We start from the raw sequence: 17,447 nt of genomic DNA on the forward strand, positions 1-17,447 counted from the left end.
CCTCCTTCCACGAGAGGCTGAACTCGATGCCCGTTCAATTCCACTTTCGACCAAAACACCTGACATTAGCCATTGCTTTGACCATGGGATGTGCCGATCTGTCCATGGCTCAGGACGCACCGCCCGACACTCAAGGCATCTCTCGCGCATCCCCTGAAGCATTCAAATCAGCGATCAACGCTTTCACCAATCATCCGAAAACCGTCCAACTGAAGGTCAGCAAAGCCTATCCGGCACAGGAGGGTGTGGCGCTGGCGCTTGATGAGCGCAATGACCTTGTCACCGTGCAATCTCGGGGCAGCTTCGCCGGCCTGGTCGACGGTGGCGGGGGCGACAACCTGCTGCAACTCGACGCGAACAGGAAAGGCGTGCTGGGTGAAACCCGTAACTTCAGTGGGCTGGAGGTCAGGCGCGGGAGCTGGACCCGCAGCGGACCGGGTGATTTCAGCCTCGGTGTACTGGTTCATCCAAAGGCATTGCTGGTCAATGAAGGGCAAATTCTGGGTACGGCAGTGACCGAGGGCATCTTGATCAACAAAGGGGCGATCAATGGCGGCGCCACTGTCGCGTCTGGCGGCGACCTCACCAACCAGGGCCTGATTGACGGCATGGTGGAGGTTGAGGAAAACGGCCATATAGCCGGGAATGGTGCGGTTAATCATTTGAACGTGTACGGACGCATGACCGTCGACGATGTCTACGGCGCCCCCAAGGTCGCGGGAGATCTGCGCCTGACCCGTTCTGCCGTGCTGGCCTATGCCGTGGATGCCTCCGGCAACAGTCCCACCGTGATCGTCAAGGGAACCGCTCATTTGGGTGACGCCACCCTGAAACTCGTCACCGCCGGCGACTACCCGCAAAGCAGTCAGCACACCGTTCTGGAAGCGGGAAAGATTGAGGGACAGTTCGGCACCGTTGAAAACGATCTGGCATACATGACCCCGACGCTGCACTACGAAACACAACGAGTGGGCTTGCTCTATGCCCGTAACGATGTGCCGCTCGAAAACCTTGCGACCACGCAGAATAGTCAGGCGCTCGCGCAAAGCATTGACGAGACACCCTCCACCCCTCAGCAACCTCAGCAACCTCAGCAACCTCAGCAACCTCAAGAACCTGCGGTATCTCGCCAACCAAGCACAGCCATGGGCGCGGCCACACCTCAAAATACTGCCGTCACGGCCCTGCTCGGCGCCAGCAAGCCAACGGCCAGCGTGGCTCTCGAACAACTCGCCGCCGGCAGCAACGCCAACCTCGCCAAAGCCACACTGAGCAGCGTCAATCCGCTCAGCGCCAGCATGCTTTCGGCCATGCATCAACTGGACAGCGCCAATGGAGCGCGGAGCTCAGGGAATGCACCACGTCTGGCTGCTTCCGACGAAGGCAATGGACGGGTCTGGCTGCAAGCTCTGGGACATGGCGGCAAGGTCGACCGGGACGCCGACAGTGTCCTGAAGCATTCCACTCAAGGTCTGATCATGGGGGCCGACTGGCGAATCGACGAGCAATGGCATGTCGGCCTGATGGGGGCGAAAGCGCAAACCCGGCTCGATGCCCAACAGTTTGACGGCGATCTCGACAGCTGGTACCTCGGCGCCTACGCCCAGCGACAGGACGGCCCGTTCGCCCTGCGCCTGGGCGCCTCGTACGGCAGTCATGACGGCAGTGGCAAACGTCGCGTTGCCTTCAATGGTTTCAGTGATCGCCTCAAGAGCAGCTATGACGCCAGCACCCAGCAGGTGTTTGCCGAAGTCGGCTACAACCTGGGACGTGGCAACGTCAGCTTCGAACCGTTCGCCAGCGTCGGTTATCAACGCTACCAGCGTGATGGTTACACCGAGAAAGGTGGCGATGCGGCGCTCAAGGTTCAGGGGCAGACCCGGGCGAACCCGAGCAGCACCGTCGGCCTGCGCCTGGCGAAAACCAGTCACCTGGCCAACGGCATGCAGTTCACGCCACGTCTCAGCGCCAGCGTGAAACATACCTACGGCGAGCTCGATAACGAAACGCGCCAGCAACTGGTCAAGGGTGGCAAAAGCTTTGCAGTCGCCGGGGCCGAGATGGATCGCAACAGCTTCACGCTGGACGCCGGTCTGGATCTGACCCTGTCCGCCCGTAACACTCTGGGCGTTGGGCTCACTGGCGAGGCCGGTAGCGACAGCCGCAGTTACGGCGTGATGGGCCAGTGGCGCGTGGCGTTCTGACACAAAGCGACGTGTAGCTGCCGCTGGCTCGGGCCTGCGGCAGCCCCTACAAAGAACAGCATATTGCAGGCGAAAAAAAAGGGGAGCACATGCCCCCCCGAGGTTTAAAACGTTGAATCGCGGCAGTTATCTCAGCCTTCGATCTCGATCAGGATTTCACCCGGATTCACCCGGTCACCCTTGGCCACATGAATGGCGGTGACCTTGCCGGCAATCGCTGCCTGGACTTCGGTTTCCATCTTCATCGCTTCGGTGATCAGCACCGACTGGCCAGCCTTGACGGTGTCGCCTTCCTTCACCAGCACATCGACGATGTTGCCCGGCATGGTGGTGCTGACGTGGCCCGGTGCCGATGCTTGTTTGCGTTTGCTGCTGCCACCGCCGACAAATTCGTTGAGCGGTTCGAACACCACTTCTTCCGGCATGCCATCGATGGACAGGTAGAAGTGACGCTTGCCTTCGGCCTTCACGCCGACACCGGTGATGTCGACGCGGTAGGTTTCGCCGTGGACGTCGATGACAAACTCGGTCGGCACGCCTTCGCCGCCGGCCTTCGCCACACCACCGGCCTCAGGGATCGGCAACAGCACTTCCGGAACGAGAGTGCCGGCGGCACGCTCTTCGAGGAATTTGCGGCCGATGTCCGGGAACATGGCGAAAGTCAGCACGTCCTCTTCGGACTTGGCCAGTGCACCGATATCGGCACGCAGCTTGGTCATCTCCGGCTTGAGCAGATCGGCCGGACGTACGTCGATCACCTCTTCGCTGCCGATGGCCTGACGACGCAGTTTTTCGTTGACCACGCCCGGCGCCTTGCCGTAACCGCCCTGCAGGTACAGCTTCACTTCGTTGGTGATGGTCTTGTAACGCTCGCCGGCCAGCACGTTGAAGAACGCCTGGGTGCCGACGATCTGCGAAGTCGGGGTCACCAGTGGCGGGAAACCGAGGTCTTCCCGTACACGCGGGATTTCCGCCAGCACTTCGGCCATGCGGTTCAGTGCGCCCTGCTCTTTCAGCTGGTTGGCGAGGTTGGAGATCATCCCGCCCGGTACCTGGTTGACTTGCACGCGGGTATCGACCGCGGTGAACTCGCTTTCGAACTGGTGGTACTTCTTGCGCACGGCGTAGAAGTACAGACCGATTTCCTGCAGCAGCTCCAGGTTCAGACCGGTGTCGTACTCGGTGCCTTTGAGCGCAGCAACCATCGACTCGGTGCCCGGATGACTGGTGCCCGAGGCGAAGCTGGAGATCGCGGTATCAATGTGATCGGCACCGTTTTCGATGGCTTTCAATTGGCACATCGCCGCCAGACCCGCCGTGTCATGCGAGTGGATGAACACCGGCAGCGACTGCTCGGCTTTCAACGCACGGACCAGTTCACCGGTGGCGTATGGCGTGAGCAGACCGGCCATGTCTTTGATCGCCACCGAGTCGCAACCCATGGCTTCCATCTGCTTGGCCTGCGCCACGAACGCGTCGATGGTGTGCACCGGGCTGGTGGTATAGGCGATGGTGCCCTGAGCGTGTTTGCCGGCAGCCTTCACCGCTTCGATCGCTACGCGCAGGTTACGCACGTCGTTCATTGCGTCGAAGATGCGGAACACGTCGATGCCGTTGACCGCTGCCTTGGCAACGAAAGCTTTGACCACGTCGTCGCTGTAGTGGCGATAGCCGAGCAGGTTCTGCCCACGCAGGAGCATTTGCAGACGAGTGTTAGGCAGCGCGGCGCGCAGTTGGCGCAGGCGTTCCCACGGATCTTCTTTGAGGAAACGTACGCAGGCGTCGAACGTCGCGCCGCCCCAGCACTCCAGCGACCAGTAGCCGACTTTGTCTAGCTTGTCGCAGATCGGCAGCATGTCTTCAGTGCGCATGCGGGTGGCGAGCAGCGATTGGTGAGCGTCGCGCAGGATGGTGTCGGTTACGAAAATTTTCTTGGACATTGTTGTATTCCTCACAGGCCTGCGTGGGCGGCGATGGCGGCGGCGATGGCCAGGGCCAGCTCTTCGGGTTTGCGCTTGATCGAGTAGTTGGTCAGTTCAGGGTGGCTTTCCACGAAGCTGGTATTGAACTGGCCGCTACGGAATTCCGGGTTGCGCAGGATTTCCTGGTAGTACGCGGCGGTGGTTTTCACGCCTTGCAGACGCATGTCGTCGAGGGCGCGCAGGCCCCGGTCCATCGCCTCTTCCCAGGTCAACGCCCAGACCACCAGCTTCAGGCACATCGAGTCGTAGAACGGCGGAATGGTGTACCCGGTGTAAATCGCTGTGTCGGTACGCACGCCCGGGCCGCCAGGGGCGTAGTAACGAGTGATCTTGCCGAAGCTCGGCAGGAAGTTGTTTTTCGGGTCTTCGGCGTTGATGCGGAACTGCAACGCAAAACCACGGTGCTGAATGTCTTCCTGCTTCACCGACAGCGGCAGGCCCGAGGCAATGCGGATCTGCTCGCGAACGATGTCGATCCCGGTGATTTCTTCGGTGATGGTGTGCTCCACTTGCACCCGGGTGTTCATCTCCATGAAGTACACCTCGCCCTCGGCGAGCAGGAACTCCACGGTGCCGGCATTCTCGTAACCCACGGCCTTGGCCGCACGCACCGACAGGTCGCCGATGTAGGCGCGCTGTTCCGGGGTCAGTTGCGGGCTCGGGGCGATTTCGATCAGCTTCTGGTTGCGGCGCTGGATCGAGCAGTCACGCTCGAACAGGTGCACGACATTGCCGAAGCTGTCGCCGAGGATCTGCGCTTCGATGTGTTTCGGGTTAACGATGCATTTTTCCAGGAACACTTCCGCCGAACCGAAAGCCTTGGTCGCTTCGGAGATCACCCGAGGGAAGTTCTGTTCGAGTTCTTCGCGGCTGTTGCAGCGACGGATACCGCGACCGCCACCACCGGAGGTGGCCTTGAGCATCACCGGGTAACCGATGCGGTCGCCCTCGGTCAGGGCTTCTTCGATGCCCGACACGTTGCCTTCGGTGCCCGGGGTGACCGGCACACCGGCCTTGATCATGCTGCGCCGGGCTTCGGTCTTGTCGCCCATGCGGCGAATGACTTCCGCCGACGGGCCAATGAATTTGATTCCGCGTTCGGCGCAGATGTCTGCCAGCTCAGCGTTTTCCGAAAGGAAGCCGTAACCGGGATGCAAGGCATCGCAACCGGTTTCCACCGCCAGGTTCACCAGCTTGCGCGGGTTGAGGTAGCCGGCCAGTGGCTCGGCACCGATGCTGTAGGCTTCGTCCGCACGCTTCACATGCAGGGCATGGCGATCGGCGTCGGAAAAAATCGCTACCGAGCGAATGCCCATCTCGGCGCAGGCCCGCACGATTCGTACGGCAATCTCACCACGGTTGGCGATCAGGATCTTTTTTATCACTTGGAAATTCCCTTGAGCCGGTGGCACCACGACCTGCTAGACCCAGGTCGACGCGTGACTAAATGTTTCAATTTAGTCGCAGCCCCACACTAGCCCTCACAAGGGATTAACAAAAATGAATAAAAATTGGGTCAGGCATAAGCAAAGACTTATAGTTAAACCATCAGCCTGCCGTCAGAGCCCATAAAAAATGCGTAAGTCCTTGATGCGTATGACATTACGCCAATTGCAGATTTTCAACGAAGTGTGTGATTTACGTTCCTACAGCCGCGCAGCCGATGAAATGTCTCTGACACAACCGGCCGTCAGCCTACAGATTCGTCAGCTGGAAGAGCTGATCGGGCAACCATTATTCGATTATGTCGGCAAAAAACTCTACATGACCGAGGCCGCCGAAGCCCTGCAGCGTGCCAGCCGGGACATCTTCGGGCGCCTGGAAAACCTCGACATGCAGCTGTCGGACATGCAGGGCTCGCTGCAAGGCCAGCTGAAACTGGCAGTGGAATCCAGCGCCAAATACTTCGTGCCGCACCTGTTCGCCGCGTTCAAGCGCCAGCATCCGGAAGTCAACCTGCAACTGACCGTGGTCAACCGCGGCCAGGTAATTCGTCGCCTCTCGGACAACCGCGATGATCTGGTGATCATGTCGATGGTGCCGCAGGACATGGGCCTGGAGTTCCTGCCGTTTCTCAATAATCCGATTGTCGCTGTCGCGCGTCCGGACCATCCGCTGGCACACATGGGGCCGCTGCGCCTGCAGGATCTTGAGCCTTACACACTGCTGATCCGCGAACCCGGTTCGGGTACGCGGCTGGCCTGTGAAGAGTATTTCAAGGAGAAACGCGTGCACTTCACCCAGACTCAGGAAGTGGCCTCGGCCGAAGCCCAGCGCGAATGCGTGGTGGCGGGTCTGGGCCTGGCGCTGTTGACGCGCCACGCCCTGAACCTGGAGCTGGCGACCGGCGGCCTGGTCGAGCTGCCGGTCGAAGAGTTGCCGCTGTTTCGCAGCTGGTGCCTGGTGCAAGCCAAGGCCAAACGCCTGTCACCGGTGGCGCACGCCTTCCTGGCGTTTATCCGCAGCGAACGGGTGCAGATCAGCGCGCTGGTTGAACGCTTCGACGGGAAGCTGCGGGCGCTGCCTGCCAGTGATTAATTTCGAGTTCCTCGGGAAAACCACCGATTTCAGCCTGAAGCTGACGGAGTTCGAAGCGATCTTCGATCGCGCGACGGAATTCCATGCGGCGCTGGTCTTCCTGCTGACGACGGGTTTTCGCGGCGCTGTTGCGTTCTTCGTAGGGCTGAGCCATTTCGAGTCTCCCAAGGCGAGTACGGGAGTTTCACGATAGGCGGGAGGGATGACGGTTTGGCTGCGCGGGGATGACAGTGCGATGAAAGTTTTGAAAAGTGCGGTGCTATTGAGGACGCCTTCGCGAGCAGGCTCGCTCCCACAGTGGATCTTCTGTGAGCACAAATTTTGTGTCACACCGAGATCAAATGTGGGAGCGAGCCTGCTCGCGATTAAGGTCGGAACGACCTTAGATAACTTCAGTCATCCAGGGCTTTCACGGCCTTGGGGGATAGCCGCAAGCTGCGCAGGCTGCGCTTCACGCTCTTCAGGTGGTTGACCAGACTCGGCCCGCGCGCCATGGCCACGCCCATCGCCAGCACGTCGATTACCACCAGATGCGCGATTCGCGAGGTCAGTGGCGTATAAATCTCGGTGTCTTCGTGCACATCGATCGCCAGGTTGACGGTCGACAGCTCAGCCAGCGGTGTCTGGCTCGGGCACAAGGTGATCAGCGACGCGCCGCTCTCGCGAACGAGGTTGGCGGTGATCAGCAGATCCTTGGAGCGCCCGGACTGGGAAATGCAGATCGCCACATCGGTCGGCTTCAACGTCACCGCCGACATCGCCTGCATGTGCGGGTCGGAATACGCCGCCGCCGTCAGCAGCAGACGGAAGAACTTGTGCTGCGCATCCGCCGCCACCGCGCCTGACGCACCAAAGCCATAGAACTCGACACGCTGGGCCTGGGACATCAACGTCACCGCACGCTGCAATTCCACCGGATCGAGCTTCTCGCGAACCTCCATCAGAGTGTGCAGGGTAGTGTCGAAAATTTTCAGGCTGTAGTCGGCGACCGAGTCGTCCTCATGGATCGCGAACTGACCGAAGCTGGCACCAGCGGCCAGGCTTTGCGCCAGTTTCAGCTTGAGATCCTGAAACCCGGAGCAGCCAATGGCCCGGCAGAAACGCACAATGGTCGGCTCGCTGATGCCGACGCTGTGGGCCAGGTCGGCCATGGAACTGTGCATCACGGCCGCAGGGTCAAGCAGCACGTGGTCGGCGACCTTGAGCTCCGACTTGCGTAACAGGTGACGTGACTGGGCGATGTGTTGCAGCAGATTCAAGGGGCTGGACTCTTCTTATGGGCAAGGATGTAGCACGCTTGTAGTTATACTACATGAATTGGCTTTTTGCCTGCTCAATGCGTAACTCCATGTCCCCATATCAGGCACGATGGAGTGCATGTAGCCCTTAAAGCGGATTTCCCTGTTCACGCAAAAGCCCAGCCAGACGCTCAGCCTCTACAGGGCGACTGATCAGATACCCCTGAACTTCGTCGCAGCGCTCAGCACGTAAAAATTCCAGCTGCTCTTGCCGCTCGACGCCTTCGGCCACCACTTTCAACGACAGTCCGTGAGCCATGGCGATGATCGCCCGGGTAATCGCCGCATCCTCACTGCCCTGCCCCAGCCCGCGAATGAACGCCTGATCGATCTTCACGTAATCCACCGGAATCCGTTTGAGATAGCTCAGCGACGAATAGCCGGTGCCGAAGTCATCGATCGCCAGCTTCACTCCCAAATCGCGCAACTGCTGGAAGGTCGCGATGATGTGTTCGACGCTGTCGAGCAGTTGACTCTCGGTGAGTTCGAGTTCGAGGTAGTGCGGGGCCAGACCGGTTTCTTCCAGCACCTGGCGCACCAGACTGACCAGTTTGCCCTGACGCAGTTGATGCACCGACAGGTTCACCGAAACCCGAATCGGCGCCAGCCCCTGACGCTGCCACTCGCACGCCTGCCAGCAGGCCTGGCGCAGCACAAATTCGCCGATCGGCCCGATCAGTCCGGTTTCCTCGGCCAGACCAATAAAATCCCCCGGCGGTACCCGGCCCATGCCTGGATGATCCCAGCGCACCAGCGCTTCCGCCGCATTCAGGCGCCCGGTTTGCAGGCACAGCTTCGGCTGGTAGAACACCTTGAGCTGCTTGTCTTCGATGGCTTTGCGCAGCTGGTTTTCCAGCTGCAGGCGCTCAAGGGTGCTGGCCTGCAGGCTATCGGTGTAAAACTGGAAATTGTTGCCGCCCAGATGCTTGGCGTGTTGCATGGCCATGTTCGACTGACTGACCAGCGCAGAGATTTCCCGGGCGTTGTCCGGCAGCATGCTGATGCCCATCGAGGCACTGACCACCAGTTCATGCCCTTCGACCGTCAACGGCAGGCGCAGCTTGCTCGACAGCCGCGTAGCGACCCGCGCCAGGCTCGACAGGTTGCCGTAGGCATCGAACAGCACGGCAAATTCATCACCGGACAGTCGGGCGATGGTGTCGGCCTCCGGCAAGGCGTTGACCAGGCGTCGAGCCATTTTCTGCAACAGCTGATCCGCCACCTCGTGGCCGAGGCTGTCGTTGAGCAGCTTGAAGCGATCGAGATTGATGTGCAGCAGCGCCAGACTGCGGCGCCCGCCCTGACGCACGCGCTGATGGGCTTCGTGCAGGCGTTCGCGGAACAGCGAGCGGTTGGCCAGCCCGGTCAGCTCATCGTAGTGCGTCAGGAAGCGCATGCGCTCCTCGGATTCGCGCCGCGCCGACAGATCGGCGAAGAAGCCGACGATATGGCTGACATTTCCCCGACTGTCGCGCACCGCGTTGAGTTGCAGCCACTGCGGGTACAGCTCGCCGTTCTTGCGGGTTTCCACCAATTCACCCTGCCAACTGCCGTGCTGCTCCAGCGCGTGGCGGATTGCAACGTAATGACGACGGGCATCACGACTGCACGGCAGCTCGACGACATTGCGCCCGAGCATGTCTTCAATGTCATAACCGGTGACGCGACTGAACGCCTGATTGATCGCGATCAAGGCGTAGTTCGGATCAAGAATGACGATGCCTTCGCTGGCCGCTTCGAACACCGTGGCCGCCAGTCGCTGCTGTTCTTCGAGGCTTTTACTGACGCTGATGTCGCGCCGGGTGCCAACCATGCGGATCACCCGGCCAGCGTCACTGCGCTCCACGGCGCGCCCGCGATCCTCGATCCACACCCAATGGCCGTCGCCGTGACGCACGCGGTATTCGATCTGATAGTCCTCGGTGCGGCCTTTCAGGTGTTCGATCAGCGCCTGCTTGAGCCCGGGCACATCCTCCGGGTGCAGGCGTGGCTTGAGGTCGCGCAGGATCGCCGTGACGTACTCCGGCGCGAGGCCGAACAGTTCCTGGATCTGCGTGTGGTGGACCTCGTCGGTCTGCAGGTTCCAGTCCCACAGCCCCAGCTCACTGGCCTTCAACGCCAGGGCCAGCCGGGCTTCGCTTTTGCTCAGCGCCTGATTGGCCACGTCCAGCTCGCGGCTACGCTGGGCCACACGATCTTCCAGCTCGACCTGCGCCTCACGCAATTGGCCCTCGGCACAGCGCCGCTGTTCGATCTCCTTGGCCAGTGCCTGATTGAGCTGCTCGCTGCGGTTCTGCGCTTGCTGCAGGTGTTTGATCAGGTGCTGATTCTGAAAGCGCCGCAGCAAGCCGCGATCAATCAGTCGATTGACCTGCCAGGCCACCACGCTCAGCGAACCGAGCAGAATCAGCCCGAGCCAGCCCCAACCGCGCGCCTGCTCATCACCGCCCCAGAACAGGTAGCCGATCGCCGGCAGCAGGCACGGCAAGGTAAAGGACAGAAACGCCGGCAGGCTGACGGCGTAGGCAACGCTGGCCGATAAAGTCGCGGCACCGATCAGGCCGAACACCCAGGCTTGCTGCATGAAGTTGTCGGCGGGCACCAGGGCGATGCCGGCACCGGCCAGGGTCAGACCGGTCATGGTCGAGCCGAGCAGGAACATGCGAAACCAGATCGGCTGGGCCTGGCGATCCGGGATCGCCGAATCGAACGCCGCGACCTGAATCACCCGCAGTGCCACCAGCGACAACAACCAGACCAGCCAGATGCTGACCACGAAATAGCGCTGCGGGCTCCAGAGCAAAGCGGCGCAGACCAGACCATTGAGTAACATGAACATCGTCGGCAGCAGCGAGCCCTGATACAGCAGGCGCGTGCGTTCGACCGCCATTTCGACGGCGTAATGCTTGCGGATGACCCGGGGTTCCACAGAGGGGCCCGACAGGTCTGAGCTGAGGGTCTTGTGCAATGTTGTTGTTCTTATAAGAGTGAGCATGGGCCCGAAACGTGGACGGAGCATACACAAGCCAACCCCGTTGCCAAACTGCTCCAGATCATAATTTGCCGGAAACTTTCCGCCGTCCGATCACCGGCAAAACCCGCAGAGTGAGGCGGGCCGAAGCCTGTAGCCAGTGACCGACCGGTCGTCATCGGCGGCACTTTCATCGGCTAATGCAAAGCTCGGTTTGCCCGGGCCTGCGGCGCACCCTAGAATGCCCCGATGCGCGATGATCTCTCCCTTCTGCTGAACTCCCTCAACGATGCCCAACGCCAGGCCGTAGCAGCCCCCGTTGGCCGTCAGTTGGTCCTGGCCGGTGCCGGTTCCGGTAAAACCCGAGTGCTGGTGCACCGTATCGCCTGGTTGATCCAGGTCGAAAACGCCTCGCCCCACTCCATTCTGTCGGTGACCTTCACCAACAAGGCCGCTGCCGAGATGCGTCATCGCATCGAACAGTTGCTGGGTATCAACCCGGCCGGCATGTGGGTCGGCACCTTCCACGGCCTGGCGCACCGCTTGCTGCGGGCGCACTGGCAGGAAGCCGGGTTGAGCCAGACTTTCCAGATTCTCGACAGCGACGACCAGCAGCGGCTGGTCAAGCGGGTGATCCGCGAGCTGGGACTGGACGAACAACGCTGGCCAGCCCGTCAGGCCCAGTGGTTCATCAACGGGCAGAAAGACGAAGGTCTGCGTCCGCAACACATTCAGGCCAGCGGCGACTTGTACCTGGCGACCATGCGCGGCATCTATGAGGCCTACGAGGCTGCCTGCCAGCGCGCCGGCGTCATCGACTTCTCCGAACTGCTGCTGCGCGCCCTCGACCTGTGGCGCGATCACCCCGGCCTACTGGCGCACTATCAGAAGCGCTTCCGCCACATTCTGGTGGACGAGTTCCAGGACACCAACGCCGTGCAGTACGCCTGGTTGCGTCTGCTCGGCAAGGGCGGCGACAGCCTGATGGTGGTCGGCGACGACGACCAGTCGATCTACGGCTGGCGCGGGGCGAAAATCGAGAACATTCATCAGTACTCGTCCGACTTCCCGGATTCGGTGACCATTCGCCTGGAGCAGAACTACCGCTCCACCGCCGGCATCCTCAAGGCGGCCAACGCCCTGATCGCCAACAACACCGGACGTCTCGGCAAAGAGCTGTGGACCGACGGTGGCGATGGTGAAGCGATCAACCTGTACGCCGCGTTCAACGAACACGACGAAGCACGCTACGTTGTCGAAACCATCGAAAGCGCGCTGAAAACCGGCCTGGCTCGGAGCGATATCGCGATTCTCTACCGCTCCAACGCCCAATCGCGCGTTCTCGAAGAAGCCTTGCTGCGCGAGCGCATTCCGTACCGCATCTATGGCGGCCAGCGCTTCTTCGAACGCGCGGAAATCAAGAACGCCATGGCCTACCTGCGCCTGCTCGAAGGCCGTGGCAACGACGCCGCGCTGGAGCGGGTGATCAACGTCCCGGCCCGTGGCATTGGCGAGAAAACCGTCGAAGCGATCCGCGACCATGCACGTCACAGCGATGTGTCGATGTGGGAAGCGATGCGCCAACTGGTCGCCAATAAAGGCCTGACCGGTCGTGCAGCGGGTGCCTTGGGTGCGTTTATCGAGCTGATCGAAAACCTTGCCGCCAAGTGCATGGAGATGCCACTGCACTTGATGACGCAGACCGTCATCGAGCAATCGGGGCTGATCGCCTATCACGAAGCGGAAAAAGGCGAGAAAGGCCAGGCCCGGGTGGAAAACCTTGAGGAACTGGTCAGCGCCGCGCGCAACTTCGAAACCACCGAAGAAGACGAAGAGCTGACGCCACTGGCGGCATTCCTCGGCCACGCGTCGCTGGAAGCCGGCGACACTCAAGCCGACGAGCACGAAGACAGCATTCAGCTGATGACCCTGCACAGCGCCAAGGGCCTGGAATTCCCTTACGTGTTCCTGGTGGGCATGGAAGAAGGCCTGTTCCCGCACAAGATGAGCCTGGAAGAACCGGGTCGCCTTGAAGAAGAGCGCCGCCTGGCCTATGTGGGCATCACCCGTGCCATGCAGAATCTGGTGATGACCTATGCTGAAACCCGGCGCCTGTACGGCAGCGAAACCTACAACAAGGTCTCGCGTTTCGTCCGTGAAGTGCCGAAGGGGCTGATTCAGGAAGTGCGCCTGTCGAACAGTGTCAGCCGACCGTTCGGCGGCAACCAGTCGATGAGCGGCAGCAACCTGTTCAGCGGTAGCGAGATCCCGGAAACCGGCTTCAGCCTCGGTCAGACGGTACGACATTCGATCTTCGGCGACGGCGTGATCCTCAACTTCGAAGGTTCCGGCGCGCAGGCGCGGGTGCAGGTGAACTTCAGCGAAGGCAGCAAGTGGCTGATGCTGGGATACGCCAAGCTGGAAGCGATCTGACGCCGGTTTCGCTTTTCCGTGGGAGCGAGCCTGCTCGCGAATGACATCACCGTGGTTGATCTGATAAACCGCAGTGTGGCTTTCGCGAGCAGGCTCGCTCCCACAGGGGTCGGCGTTGGATGATCTAACAAGGACATTTCCATGGGCTCAGGCTTCTTCTCTTCCTGGACATTCTGGGCCCTGCTCTCGGCAACTTTTGCCGCGCTGACGGCGATCTTCGCCAAGATCGGCATCGAAAACGTCAATTCCGACTTCGCTACCCTGCTGCGCACCATCGTGGTCCTGATCAGCCTGGCCTTGATTTTGTACGCGACGGGCCAATATCAGTCATTGGGATCAATTTCCGCCAAGAGCTACTTGTTCCTGCTGTTATCTGGCCTGGGTACCGGCGCATCGTGGTTGTGTTACTTCCGCGCGCTGAAAGTCGGCCCGGCTTCGCTGGTCGCGCCAGTTGACAAGCTCAGCGTGGTGCTGGTGGCGGTGCTCGGCGTGATCCTGCTGGGCGAGAAACTCGACCTGCGCCAATGGGGCGGCATCGGCCTGATCACCGCCGGTGTGGTAATGCTGGCGTTGCGTCGATAAGCAGGTTTCCCGCTGAACCTATCCCATTTTCCTACAGACAAAAGTACATGGCCTTATTGCTTCGATGGAGCTGAACCTAAGCTGTCAGGCAAAAGCCCGAAACACTCTCTCGCTAGCCAGTAACACTTCAGCTGTGCAACATGGCGCGCGTGTCTCCACAAACGGGAATTCCCTTTATGAAACGTTTTCTTAGCATCGCCATGGCGTTGTGCATCGGCCTGACGATGAGCCTCGACGCCAACGCCAAGCGCTTTGGTGGTGGCAAAAGCGCCGGCGCTGCGCCGACGCACCAGACCAGCCAGATGGCTCCTTCTTCCCCAGGCATGGGCGGCGCAGCAGCGACCGCTGGTGCTGCCGGCGCTGCCGGTGCCGCGGCCAAGGCTGGCGGCGCTTCGAAATGGCTTGGCCCTCTGGCCGGTATCGCCGCCGGTGGCCTGCTCGCGTCCATGTTCATGGGCGGCGGTTTCCAGGGCATGCAGATCTTCGACATCCTGATCATGGCCGTGATCGCGTTCGTGATCTTCCGCTTCATCGCTGCGCGTCGACGCAAGCAGCAGGAGCACCTGGCTCCGGCCGGCGCGCCGATGCAGCGTGAAGTGTTCGAGCAGAAGCCTGCCGCCATGGGTTCGATCTTCGGTGGTTCGGCCGCGCCGGTTGCCGCTCGTCCGGTGATCAACGCACCGGCCTGGTTCAACGAGCAGAACTTCCTTGCCGCCGCGCGCAGCCACTTCCAGTCGCTGCAGCAGCACTGGGACGCCAACGAAATGGACAAGATCGCCGAGTTCGTGACCCCGCAGATGCTCGAGTTCCTCAAGCGTGAGCGTGCGGACCTGGGCGACGGCTTCCAGTCGACCTACATCGACAACTTGCAGGTACAGCTGGACGGCGTGGATGATCGTGCCGACAAGACCATCGCCACCCTGACCTTCAGCGGTGTGTCGAAGACCTCGCGTTTCGACCAGGGCGAAGTGTTCAGCGAAAGCTGGAACATGGAACGTCCACAGGGCGAAAACCAGCCTTGGCTGGTGGCCGGTATCCGCCAGAACGGCTGATCCCCATCGCGTTACGCATGTGGTAATAAAAACCCCGGCCTCGGCCGGGGTTTTCTATTTCGCAGTTGCATCTATAGCGAGCTACTGTATAAACCGGCCCATATAAACCGCGCCATTCAAGCAAGAGGATCCCGGACGTGGAAGAAATCATCGAACAACTGCGCGAAGCCAACGAACCCGTACCGGTTCCCCTGGAGTTGCCCGACGAAGACCAACTGGTGGAGATCGAAGAAGAACTCTTCATCAACATCCCGTTCGTCTTCAAAGAGTTTCTGCTGACCGTCAGCGACGTGGTGTACGGCAGCCTCGAGCCGGTGACCGTCACCGACCCGCAATCACACACCTACTTGCCGGATGTCGCGGCCAATGCCTGGGACGCTGGCGTACCGCGCGACCTGATCCCGATCTGCCAGGACGGCGACAACTACTACTGCGTCGAAGAAGACGGCACCGTGGTGCTGTGGTCCGGCGAAGAAGAGCTGATCACCGAAGAGTCCTGGGAATCGGTGTGGCATTGGGCGCGGGATGTCTGGCTGGAGAGCTGATTCGCCAGACGCCCGGGTCGGTCAGTGCCCCGACGACTCCTTGTGGTTGTCGAGGGTTTCCAGCAGGGCCACCTGCATCCGCGTGTGCACGCGGATGAACCAGCGCCAGAGCAGCGCCGCCACGGCGGCCGCGACCACGGCGACCAGCACCAGCAACTTGTTGGTCGGCAGGATACTGGCCGACAAGGCTGCCAACAGCAGGAAGATCACCAGCAGCGAGAGGATCGGGATCACTTCGGAGATCACCCGACGCACTCGCTGCGTGTGACGCCCGGCCATCTCCGGCTTCACACCCATCTCCGCCAACAGCATCGACAACGCCTTGAGCTTGCGATACGCCGCAATCAGGAACGGCAGCGACAGCAGCAGCGCCCCGCCCCAGATCAACGCCTTCTGCCAGCTCGGATCAGTGATCCAGTCCTGCATCCACACCGACAACCGTCCGGCGAAGAACGCGCCGCTGAAGAAGATCGCGATCACCAGCGCCAGATTGACCCCGACCTGCAACAGGATCCGCCGGATCATCGCCGCCAGCATCGCGCCCTCGCCTTGCGGCTGAATGCTGCGCAGCCATTCTCCATACATGCCGAATACCCGGCCCAGGCGTTTGGGCACCGCTGCCGAGAGCTTGATCGACAGCGGATCGGCCGCGCGGATCAGATACGGCGTCAGCAGCGTGGTGATCACCGACACCGCCACCGCAACGGGATAAAGGAAGTTGCTGGTGACCTGCAGCGTCATCCCGAGCGCGGCGATGATGAAGGAAAATTCGCCAATCTGTGACAGCCCCATCCCCACACGCAGTGAGGTGCGTCCGTCATTGCCGGCGATAAACGCCCCGAGGCCGCAGGACAACATCTTGCCGAGCACCACCGCCACGGTAATGACTGCAATCGGCCAGGCGTATTGCAGCAGGATCATCGGATCGAGCATCAGGCCGATGGCGACGAAGAAGATTGCACTGAACAGGTCGCGAACCGGTTCGATCAGGCGTTCGATCTTCAGCAACTGTCGCGACTCGGCCATGATCGCGCCGATCAGGAAGGCGCCGAGCACCATGCTGTATTCGAGCTTGACCACCAATAGGCAGAAACCGAAACACAAGCCCAGCACGGTAATCAGCAGCATCTCGTTGCTTTCGAATTTGGCGACATACGCCAGCAGACGCGGCACCAGCAGAATGCCGACCACCAGCGCGACGATCATGAACAGCGACAGTTTGCCGACCGTGGAGAACACTTCGCCGGAGCTGACCGTGCCGCTGACGGCGATACTCGACAGTAAGGCGATGATGCCGATGCCGAGGATGTCCTCGACGATCAGTACGCCGAAGATCAGTTGCGCAAAGCGCTCGTTCTTCATCTTCAGGTCGTTGAGCGCCTTGACGATGATGGTGGTTGAGGAGATGGCGAGGATTGCGCCGAGGAACAGCGAGTCCATGGTGTTCCAGTCGAACCAGCGGCCGATTTCGTAGCCGATCCAGATCATCAGGACGATTTCGAGGAACGCCGCAATAAACGCCGTGGCCCCGACCTTGAACAACTTGCGCAGGCTAAATTCCAGGCCGAGACAGAACATCAGGAAGATCACCCCCAGTTCGGCGAGGGTCTTGATGGTTTCTTCGTCGTGGATCAGGCCGAACGGCGGTGTGTGCGGGCCAATGATGAAACCGGCGACGATGTAGCCGAGCACCACCGGCTGCTTGAAGCGGTGAAACAGCACGGTGACCACACCTGCGACCAACATGATCACTGCCAGGTCCTGAATAAAGCTGATGGCATGCATGGTGTGGGCTCCTTGTATGACGTGACCCGCCGTCAGACATCAGAAAGGTCTGAGCGA

At 60.8% G+C, this 17,447-nt stretch carries 12 protein-coding genes; 6 read left to right on the forward strand and 6 right to left on the reverse strand.

Annotated features, from left to right (window positions below; all coding sequences use genetic code 11):
• Window positions 1-104 precede the first annotated feature (104 nt).
• Window positions 105-2,204 carry an autotransporter domain-containing protein gene (locus tag ACOYXG_RS26725; RefSeq protein WP_460354951.1) on the forward strand — a complete coding sequence of 700 codons (2,100 nt, stop codon included), beginning with the start codon at window positions 105-107 and terminating at the stop codon, window positions 2,202-2,204.
• Between the two features lie 131 nt (window positions 2,205-2,335).
• Here the strand turns inward: ACOYXG_RS26725 and oadA are convergent, their stop codons facing one another.
• Together oadA and ACOYXG_RS26735 are read right to left on the reverse strand one after the other, a co-directional pair.
• On the reverse strand, window positions 2,336-4,144 hold the full coding sequence (gene oadA, locus ACOYXG_RS26730; RefSeq protein ID WP_097089427.1) for a sodium-extruding oxaloacetate decarboxylase subunit alpha: 1,809 nt from the start codon (window positions 4,142-4,144) through the stop codon (window positions 2,336-2,338).
• An 11-nt stretch (window positions 4,145-4,155) separates the two neighbouring features.
• The gene (locus ACOYXG_RS26735) at window positions 4,156-5,571 is read right to left on the reverse strand and encodes an acetyl-CoA carboxylase biotin carboxylase subunit (protein ID WP_460354955.1); all 1,416 of its coding nucleotides are present in this window, start codon (window positions 5,569-5,571) and stop codon (window positions 4,156-4,158) included.
• A gap of 190 nt (window positions 5,572-5,761) precedes the next feature.
• On the opposite strand from ACOYXG_RS26735, the gene ACOYXG_RS26740 reads away from it, so the two are divergent.
• Window positions 5,762-6,724: a LysR family transcriptional regulator gene (locus ACOYXG_RS26740; protein ID WP_097089426.1), complete on the forward strand. Its 963-nt coding sequence runs from the start codon at window positions 5,762-5,764 to the stop codon at window positions 6,722-6,724.
• Here ACOYXG_RS26740 and ACOYXG_RS26745 read toward each other — a convergent pair.
• The 3 genes from ACOYXG_RS26745 to ACOYXG_RS26755 all read right to left on the reverse strand — a co-directional run bounded on the left by ACOYXG_RS26745 (window position 6,666) and on the right by ACOYXG_RS26755 (window position 11,041).
• On the reverse strand, window positions 6,666-6,878 hold the full coding sequence (locus tag ACOYXG_RS26745; RefSeq protein ID WP_460354958.1) for a PA3496 family putative envelope integrity protein: 213 nt from the start codon (window positions 6,876-6,878) through the stop codon (window positions 6,666-6,668). The genes ACOYXG_RS26740 and ACOYXG_RS26745 overlap by 59 nt on opposite strands.
• A gap of 238 nt (window positions 6,879-7,116) precedes the next feature.
• A complete protein-coding gene (gene hexR / locus ACOYXG_RS26750; protein WP_007962240.1) occupies window positions 7,117-7,983 on the reverse strand; it encodes a transcriptional regulator HexR in 867 nt (288 codons plus the stop codon).
• Between the two features lie 127 nt (window positions 7,984-8,110).
• Window positions 8,111-11,041 (reverse strand): putative bifunctional diguanylate cyclase/phosphodiesterase, encoded by a 2,931-nt coding sequence (locus ACOYXG_RS26755; RefSeq protein WP_460354961.1) that lies wholly within the window; start codon window positions 11,039-11,041, stop codon window positions 8,111-8,113.
• 201 nt (window positions 11,042-11,242) lie between these two features.
• Here ACOYXG_RS26755 and uvrD point away from each other — a divergent pair, with 201 nt between their 5' ends.
• From uvrD to ACOYXG_RS26775, 4 genes are all read left to right on the forward strand, one after another.
• Window positions 11,243-13,426, forward strand: coding sequence for a DNA helicase II (uvrD, locus tag ACOYXG_RS26760; protein WP_097089423.1), 2,184 nt, complete (start codon window positions 11,243-11,245; stop codon window positions 13,424-13,426).
• A gap of 141 nt (window positions 13,427-13,567) precedes the next feature.
• Window positions 13,568-14,008 carry an EamA family transporter gene (locus tag ACOYXG_RS26765; protein ID WP_460354963.1) on the forward strand — a complete coding sequence of 147 codons (441 nt, stop codon included), beginning with the start codon at window positions 13,568-13,570 and terminating at the stop codon, window positions 14,006-14,008.
• A 176-nt stretch (window positions 14,009-14,184) separates the two neighbouring features.
• Window positions 14,185-15,060 carry a Tim44 domain-containing protein gene (locus ACOYXG_RS26770; RefSeq protein ID WP_064589882.1) on the forward strand — a complete coding sequence of 292 codons (876 nt, stop codon included), beginning with the start codon at window positions 14,185-14,187 and terminating at the stop codon, window positions 15,058-15,060.
• A 137-nt stretch (window positions 15,061-15,197) separates the two neighbouring features.
• Complete coding sequence (locus tag ACOYXG_RS26775; RefSeq protein WP_024164487.1) at window positions 15,198-15,605, forward strand: SMI1/KNR4 family protein; 408 nt, start codon at window positions 15,198-15,200, stop codon at window positions 15,603-15,605.
• 21 nt (window positions 15,606-15,626) lie between these two features.
• On the opposite strand, the gene ACOYXG_RS26780 is transcribed toward ACOYXG_RS26775, so the two are convergent.
• The gene (locus ACOYXG_RS26780; protein ID WP_097089419.1) at window positions 15,627-17,390 is read right to left on the reverse strand and encodes a cation:proton antiporter; all 1,764 of its coding nucleotides are present in this window, start codon (window positions 17,388-17,390) and stop codon (window positions 15,627-15,629) included.
• Between the last annotated feature and the right edge of the window lie 57 nt (window positions 17,391-17,447).

It is taken from the genome of Pseudomonas sp. G3-39, from assembly GCF_054790485.1.

Excerpts from the sequence above, each read along its gene's own strand:
- ACOYXG_RS26725 (WP_460354951.1), top strand. The coding sequence starts at position 105 with ATGGCTCAGGACGCACCGCCCGACACTCAAGGCATCTCTCGCGCATCC.
- oadA (WP_097089427.1), bottom strand. The coding sequence starts at position 4,144 with ATGTCCAAGAAAATTTTCGTAACCGACACCATCCTGCGCGACGCTCAC.
- ACOYXG_RS26740 (WP_097089426.1), top strand. The coding sequence starts at position 5,762 with ATGCGTAAGTCCTTGATGCGTATGACATTACGCCAATTGCAGATTTTC.
- ACOYXG_RS26745 (WP_460354958.1), bottom strand. The coding sequence starts at position 6,878 with ATGGCTCAGCCCTACGAAGAACGCAACAGCGCCGCGAAAACCCGTCGT.
- ACOYXG_RS26755 (WP_460354961.1), bottom strand. The coding sequence starts at position 11,041 with ATGCTCCGTCCACGTTTCGGGCCCATGCTCACTCTTATAAGAACAACA.
- uvrD (WP_097089423.1), top strand. The coding sequence starts at position 11,243 with ATGCGCGATGATCTCTCCCTTCTGCTGAACTCCCTCAACGATGCCCAA.
- ACOYXG_RS26765 (WP_460354963.1), top strand. The coding sequence starts at position 13,568 with ATGGGCTCAGGCTTCTTCTCTTCCTGGACATTCTGGGCCCTGCTCTCG.
- ACOYXG_RS26770 (WP_064589882.1), top strand. The coding sequence starts at position 14,185 with ATGAAACGTTTTCTTAGCATCGCCATGGCGTTGTGCATCGGCCTGACG.
- ACOYXG_RS26780 (WP_097089419.1), bottom strand. The coding sequence starts at position 17,390 with ATGCATGCCATCAGCTTTATTCAGGACCTGGCAGTGATCATGTTGGTC.